Source organism: Curtobacterium sp. HSID17257 (assembly GCF_003989515.1).
In the GTDB taxonomy this organism is placed as follows: domain Bacteria; phylum Actinomycetota; class Actinomycetes; order Actinomycetales; family Microbacteriaceae; genus Curtobacterium.
On the sequence record NZ_RBLU01000035.1, the window covers coordinates 25,081 to 31,239 of the forward strand.

Sequence of the window (6,159 nt, forward strand, 5' to 3'; positions counted from 1 at the left end):
CGTCGGCGGCATGACGTTCGACTCCCTCGCCTTCCCGGTCATCGACGGACACAACGACCTGCCCTGGGAACGTCGCGAGTCGCACGACTCCGGGGTCGAGGGCATCGACACCGAGCAGGGGACGCTGCACACCGACCTGCCGAAGCTGCGCGCCGGGGGAGTGGTCGGGCAGTTCTGGTCGGTGTTCGTGCCGTCGGACGACCCCGACCCGGTGCGGACCACCCTGCAGCAGATCGACACCGCGCACCGCATCGTCGCGCGGTACCCCGACGACCTGACGTTCGTCCGCTCCGCCGCCGGACTGCGCGCCGCCGTCGACGCCGGACGGATCGCATCGCTGCTCGGCGCCGAGGGCGGTCACTCGATCGGCGACGACCTCGCCGTCCTCCGGTCCTTCGCCCGGCTCGGTGTGCGGTACATGACGCTGACGCACAACGACGACACGACCTGGGCCGACTCGGCCACCGGCGCGCGGGCACACGGTGGCCTGACCGACCGCGGACGCGAGGTCGTCGCCGAGATGGAACGGATCGGCATGCTCGTCGACCTGTCGCACACCGCTCCGGCGACGATGCGCGACACCCTCGACGTCGCGACGCAGCCGGTCGTCTTCAGCCACTCGTCCACCGTCGCCGTCGACGACCACCCCCGGAACGTGCCCGAGGACGTGCTCGCCCGGACGGCCGACAACGGGGGCGTCGTCATGATCACGTTCGTGCCGAAGTTCGTCTCGCGAGCGTGGGCCGACTGGGAGGAAGCGGGTTCCGAGGGGGAGCCGCCGCTCGTCACGGTGGCGGACGTCGCCGACCACGTCGACCACGCCCGCGAGGTCGCGGGGGCACGGCACATCGGGCTGGGCGGGGACTACGACGGCACCCCGGTGCTGCCGCCGGACCTGCGGGACGTGTCGCGGTACCCCGTGCTCGCCGAGGAGCTGCGCCGTCGCGGCTGGGGCGACGACGACCTGCGGGCGCTCGCCGGGGGCAACGTGCTCCGGGTGCTCGAGGCGACGGACGAGCGGTTCGCGCGGAGCGCCCTGCGCTGAGCCGTGCAGACCCGGTCGGGAGGGCCGCGGCCGGGAGGCGCGGTGTGCGCCCGCCACGTCAACGGGCGTCATCGACAGGGGAACGCCGGGCGCCGTCGCTAGGATCGCGAGCGGACCGCAGCGCCGCCACCGACGGCGCGAGAACTCGACCCGGAGGACGACAACGGATGACCGGCACCATCTACGACAACATCTCGCAGGCGTTCGGCAACACCCCGCTCGTCCGACTCAACCGCCTGCCGAAGGCCGACGGTGCCGAGGTCCTCGCCAAGCTCGAGTTCTACAACCCCGGGTCGAGCGTCAAGGACCGCCTGGGCGTCGCGATCATCGACGCGGCCGAGGAGTCCGGCGAGCTGCGCCCCGGCGGCACGATCGTCGAGGGGTCGTCCGGCAACACCGGCATCGCCCTGGCGCTGGTCGGTGCCGCCCGCGGCTACCGCGTGGTGATCACGATGCCCGAGACGATGAGCGTCGAGCGGCGTGCCCTGATCCGGGCCTTCGGCGCCGAGATCGTCCTGACCCCGGGGTCCGAGGGCATGAAGGGCGCCGTGGCGCGCGCGGGCCAGATCGTCGAGGAGACCCCCGGCGCGATCCTGGCGCACCAGTTCGAGACGCCGGCGAACGCCGCGATCCACCGGAAGACCACGGCGGAGGAGATCCTCCGTGACACCGAGGGCCACGTCGACGTCTTCGTCGCCGGGGTCGGCACCGGCGGGACGATCACGGGTGTCGGGCAGGTGCTCAAGGAGCGTGTGCCGGGCGTGCAGATCGTCGCGGTCGAGCCGAAGGACTCCCCGCTGCTCACCGAGGGCAAGGCCGGTCCGCACAAGATCCAGGGCATCGGCGCCAACTTCGTCCCCGAGGTCCTCGACCGCGACGTCATCGACGAGGTCTTCGACGTCGAGCTCGACGACGCACTCCGGGTCGCCCGCGCGCTCGGCACCGAGGAGGGCATCCTGGCCGGCATCTCGTCCGGCGCGATCATCCACGCCGCCGTCGAGATCGCCGCCCGTCCGGAGAACGCCGGCAAGCGCGTCGTCGCGATCGTGTGCGACACCGGCGAGCGCTACCTGTCCACGCCGCTGTTCGAGGGGCTCACTGCGTGACGCGTGCCGTCCGACGCGGCGTGCTGTGGCGGGTCCGCGAGGACCTCGCCGCAGCACGCCGCGGTGACCCCGCTGCCCGGGGCGACCTGGAGAACGCGGTCGTCTACTCGGGGCTGCACGCGATCTGGACGCACCGGCTGACGCACCGGCTGTGGCTCGCCCGAGGCCTGCCCGGCTCGCGGTTCGCCGCCCGGGCGCTCGCGCAGGTCGCTCGATCGGCCACGGGCATCGAGATCCACCCCGGCGCGCGCATCGGTCGACGCTTCTTCATCGACCACGGCATGGGCGTCGTGATCGGCGAGACCGCGGTGATCGGCGACGACGTGCTGGTCTTCCACGGTGTGACGCTCGGTGGGCGCGGCGGGGAGCACGGCCCGGGTCAGCGACGGCACCCGACCGTGGGCGATCGCGTGGTGCTCGGCGCGGGATCGTCGCTGATCGGCGCGATCACGGTCGGCGCGGACTCGGTCGTCGGTGCGAACACGGTCGTGACGAAGGACGTCCCCGCCGGCTCCGTCGTGACGGGTGTGGCCGGGACCGCGCGACCGAGGTCGGGGCACGAGGGCGTCCCGACGCTCTGACGGCGGTCGGTCGCGACCGGTCGCACGCTGCCGCCGTCGACTGCCCGCCCAGGGTCGACAGTGTGTCGGAGCGGTGCGGCATGCTGGTGGGGTGGACGGCGCAGCACTGCACGAGGTGACCTTCCGGACGGCGCTGGCCCTGCCCGCGGTCGAGGAGACGCAGCCATTCGGCGAGCAGTCCGTCGTGCACAAGGTGGTCGGGCGGATGTTCGTCCTGGCCACGACGCTGCGCGGTGTGCCGATCGTCAACCTCAAGTGCGCGCCGCCGCACGCAGCGGCGCTCGTCCGGGACCACGCGGAGATCACCCCGGGCTGGCACATGGACAAGCGTCACTGGATCACGCTGGCTCCCGGCGACGGACTCGACGAGACGATGGTCGAGGACCTCGTCGCGAACTCGTACGACCTCGTCGTCGCCGGCCTGCCGCGGTCCCGACGGCCGCTCGACCCCGACGTCGGGCGTCGCACCGGCGGGTCAGACGCGGCCGCGCGCGAGCACCTTCGAGACGTCCCGGACGACCTTCGGGGCGAGCCGGTCACCGGAGTCGAGCACCGCGCGGGCCCGCTCGGCTGACAGTCCGGCCGAGATCTCGCCGATCGTGACACCGTGCGCCGGTCGGTACGTCACGACCACATGATCGCCCGCCGCCACCGGACCGCTCCGCAGGACCCGCAGGTACGCTCCCGGGCGGTTCTCCGCGGCGAACCGCTTCACCCACCCGGGGATCCCCATCCGGCGTGCGAAGGTGCCGCAGGGCACCCGCGGGATCGTGACCTCGAGTTCGAGCGTCTCGCCGATGCGCCACCGCTCGCCCGTCACGGCGCCGGTCACGTCGACCCCGTCCGTGCGGAGGTTCTCGCCGAACAGCCCCGGCGGGACGTCGCGACCGAGCAGGTCCGAGAAGTACGCGGCGTCCTCGTCGGCGTAGGCGTACACCGCCTGGTCCTCGCCCCCGTGGTGCTTCCGGTCCGCCTGCACGTCGGCGTGGAGTCCGAGCGGGCGGACGCGGACCGGGCCGTCCACGGGCCGCTTGTCGATCGCCGTGACGCCGATCGTGCCCGAGTCGCGCAGCAGCTGGTCGACGCGGCAGACGGCGGTGACGTGGCTCATGCCCCCATCCTGACGCAGACGGCGACCCGGACGCCGTGATGCGCACGGGGGCGTGACGATCCGGCTCCGGGATCCGTCACACCGGTGGAACCAGAGGAGACCGAGCATGACCGACGCCACCTTCGCCACCGCCGCTGCGCTGCGACGCCCCGGCACGCTCCCGACCCGCTGCCGGGCGACGCGCTCCCCGGCCGCGCACGGTCTCGCGCAGGTGCGCGTGCGGACGCTCGGCGCCCGTCCCGTCGGTCCGCTGCAGGTGATCGCCACGGGCACGGCCGCCACCCGCCCAGACTTCCCCCACCGCTGACCGGTAGAAGGGTCGCGTGCCGTACCAGCCCCTCGCCGACCTCGACGACGCCGTCCTCGCGGACCGCTCGTCCGACGGTGACGTCCGGGCGTTCGAGGTCCTCATCCGGCGGTACACGCCGCTGCTCCGCGCCTACGCCCGGCGCACGCTCGGGTCGACCGACGAGCTCGACGACGTCGTGCAGGAGACCTTCATCACCGCGTGGGGGCGACTCGACGCGCTCGAGGACGGCGCCAAGGTCAAGTCGTGGCTCATGCGGATCCTCAGCCGCAAGTGCATCGACCGCATCCGTGCCCGGCGCGAGCACCTCGACGTCACCGAGATCGAGGTCGCCGCGCCCCGGGACGACGCCCCGGAGCGGGTCGCCGAGGCCCGCTCCCGCGAGGAGGCCGTCGAGACCGCCCTCGCGGAGCTGCCCGAGGCGCAGCGGCGCTGCTGGGTGATGAAGGAGGTGCTCGAGTACCGCTACGAGGCCATCGCCGAGGAACTCGACCTGCCCGTGTCGACGGTGCGGGGACTGCTCTCGCGTGCGAGGAAGAACATGATCCGTCTCATGGAGGCATGGCGATGACCGGACCCGACGACGTGCGGCCCGACGACGTACAGCTCGACACGCTCGAGCCCGAGGACCTCGACGGCCACACCATCGACGACCTCGCCGACTACCTGGACGCCGGGATGCAGCCCGCCGATCCGAGCATCGACGACTCGGCCGCGTGCCAGAACGCCCTCGCCGCCCTGGTCCGGCTCCGGCAGTCGTCCCTCGGGTCGCTCGACGCCGCCGCCGAGCAGGAGGCCCCGGCGGACGAGTCCTGGATCGGCGGTGTCCTGGCGAACATCTCGCTCGAGGCGCGCGCCGGTCGTGACGTCCCGCTCCGCCCGTCGGTCCCGACCGAGCGCCCCGTGATGACCGAGGGGGCGATCCGTTCCCTGGTCCGGACGGCCGGCGACGTCGTGCCCGGTGTCGTCGTCGCGCGGTGCTCGCTGCAGGGCGACGTGACGCTGCTCGACGCACCCGTCCGGGTCCTGGTCGAGCTGGCGGTCCGGGCCGGTACCCCGATCCACCCCGCAGCCGAGCACGTGCGCCAGGCCGTGGCCGGGACCCTGGCCGAGCAGACCGACCTGCGCATCGAGGCGGTCGACGTCCGTGTCCGGGACCTCCTGCCCCCGCTCGCCCCGGGCGACGGGGACGAGACGCCCGGCATCACCGACGAGGAGGCCTCCGCATGAGCCTGGACGACGAGACGGCCGCGGCGATCGAGGCCGCGGTGCTCGCGGCACCCGGGGTGGCCGACCTGTACCGCGCCCGGCCGACGCTCGGCAGCGCGGTCGAGTCCGCCCGACGCATCGCCTCCCGCACGCCGGTCTCCCGGGTCGTGCTCGACGACGACGTCCTGCGCGTCGTCGTCGGCACGGACGGCTCGGTCCCCGCGCGCTCGGCGGCGCATGCGGCGCACGACGCAGCACTGCGCGTCGCGGGCGAGCGCGGGCTCGCGCTCGCCCGCGTGGACGTCCGCATCGCGCGCGTCGGCTGACCGGGGACAGACCGCCTGCACGACGGCGACGGGCGACGAGGACGGACCACGTGACGGACGGGAGGCACGGCGCCCGCTGGCACCGTGCCTCCCTTCCGTCAGGTGGTGACCTCCGTCACCCGCTCGCGGCTCAGTAGAAGTTGGTCGCCTGCGAGTGGGCCCACGCCGCGCAGGGCGTGCCGTAGGCCGCACTGATGTACTGCAGCCCCCACGTGATCTGCGTGGTGGCGTTGGTCCGCCAGTCCGCCGCGACGGTGCCCATCTTCGAGCCGGGGAGCGCCTGCGGGATGCCCGTCGCGCCGCCGTTCGGGTTGACGGCCTGGTAGTTCCACCCGGACTCCTTGGTCCAGAGGTTGTCGAGGCACTGGAACTGCGCGGAGCCCCAGCCGTACTGCGACGACGCCATCGAGGACGCGGTGGCCTTGGCGCCGCCGACGGTGTTCGCAGCGGCCTGGCGCTCGGCTGCTGCGGCGG

Annotated in this window: 9 protein-coding genes and 1 pseudogene; 8 read left to right on the forward strand and 2 right to left on the reverse strand. The window is 73.4% G+C overall.

Annotated features, from left to right (window positions below; translation table 11 throughout):
• The first annotated feature begins 10 nt into the window (after positions 1-10).
• The 4 genes from D8M35_RS07835 to D8M35_RS07850 all read left to right on the forward strand — a co-directional run bounded on the left by D8M35_RS07835 (position 11) and on the right by D8M35_RS07850 (position 3,306).
• Positions 11-1,045, forward strand: coding sequence for a dipeptidase (locus tag D8M35_RS07835; protein WP_126891343.1), 1,035 nt, complete (start codon positions 11-13; stop codon positions 1,043-1,045).
• A gap of 167 nt (positions 1,046-1,212) precedes the next feature.
• Positions 1,213-2,151, forward strand: a complete 939-nt coding sequence (cysK, locus tag D8M35_RS07840) for a cysteine synthase A (protein WP_126891344.1) — start codon at positions 1,213-1,215, stop codon at positions 2,149-2,151.
• The gene (epsC, locus tag D8M35_RS07845; RefSeq protein WP_238638143.1) at positions 2,148-2,732 is read left to right on the forward strand and encodes a serine O-acetyltransferase EpsC; all 585 of its coding nucleotides are present in this window, start codon (positions 2,148-2,150) and stop codon (positions 2,730-2,732) included. Before cysK ends, epsC begins: the two co-directional genes overlap by 4 nt.
• Positions 2,733-2,823: 91 nt before the next feature.
• A complete protein-coding gene (locus D8M35_RS07850; RefSeq protein WP_126891345.1) occupies positions 2,824-3,306 on the forward strand; it encodes an MmcQ/YjbR family DNA-binding protein in 483 nt (160 codons plus the stop codon).
• Here the strand turns inward: D8M35_RS07850 and D8M35_RS07855 are convergent.
• Positions 3,208-3,843 carry an MOSC domain-containing protein gene (locus tag D8M35_RS07855; RefSeq protein ID WP_126891346.1) on the reverse strand — a complete coding sequence of 212 codons (636 nt, stop codon included), beginning with the start codon at positions 3,841-3,843 and terminating at the stop codon, positions 3,208-3,210. The two genes, D8M35_RS07850 and D8M35_RS07855, sit on opposite strands and share 99 nt — an antisense overlap.
• Positions 3,844-3,949: 106 nt before the next feature.
• On the opposite strand from D8M35_RS07855, the gene D8M35_RS07860 reads away from it, so the two are divergent.
• The 4 genes from D8M35_RS07860 to D8M35_RS07875 are packed head-to-tail and all read left to right on the forward strand — an operon-like array spanning position 3,950 to position 5,685.
• Positions 3,950-4,150 (forward strand): hypothetical protein, encoded by a 201-nt coding sequence (locus D8M35_RS07860; RefSeq protein ID WP_126891347.1) that lies wholly within the window; start codon positions 3,950-3,952, stop codon positions 4,148-4,150.
• Positions 4,151-4,166: 16 nt separating this feature from the next.
• Positions 4,167-4,721, forward strand: coding sequence for an RNA polymerase sigma factor (locus D8M35_RS07865; RefSeq protein ID WP_126891348.1), 555 nt, complete (start codon positions 4,167-4,169; stop codon positions 4,719-4,721).
• Positions 4,712-5,380, forward strand: coding sequence for a hypothetical protein (locus tag D8M35_RS07870; protein WP_126891349.1), 669 nt, complete (start codon positions 4,712-4,714; stop codon positions 5,378-5,380). The genes D8M35_RS07865 and D8M35_RS07870 overlap by 10 nt, the downstream gene beginning before the upstream one ends.
• A complete protein-coding gene (locus tag D8M35_RS07875) occupies positions 5,377-5,685 on the forward strand; it encodes a hypothetical protein (RefSeq protein WP_126891350.1) in 309 nt (102 codons plus the stop codon). Before D8M35_RS07870 ends, D8M35_RS07875 begins: the two co-directional genes overlap by 4 nt.
• 130 nt (positions 5,686-5,815) lie before the next feature.
• Here the strand turns inward: D8M35_RS07875 and D8M35_RS16570 are convergent.
• Positions 5,816-6,159: pseudogene (locus D8M35_RS16570) on the reverse strand (hypothetical protein); the annotation flags it as partial.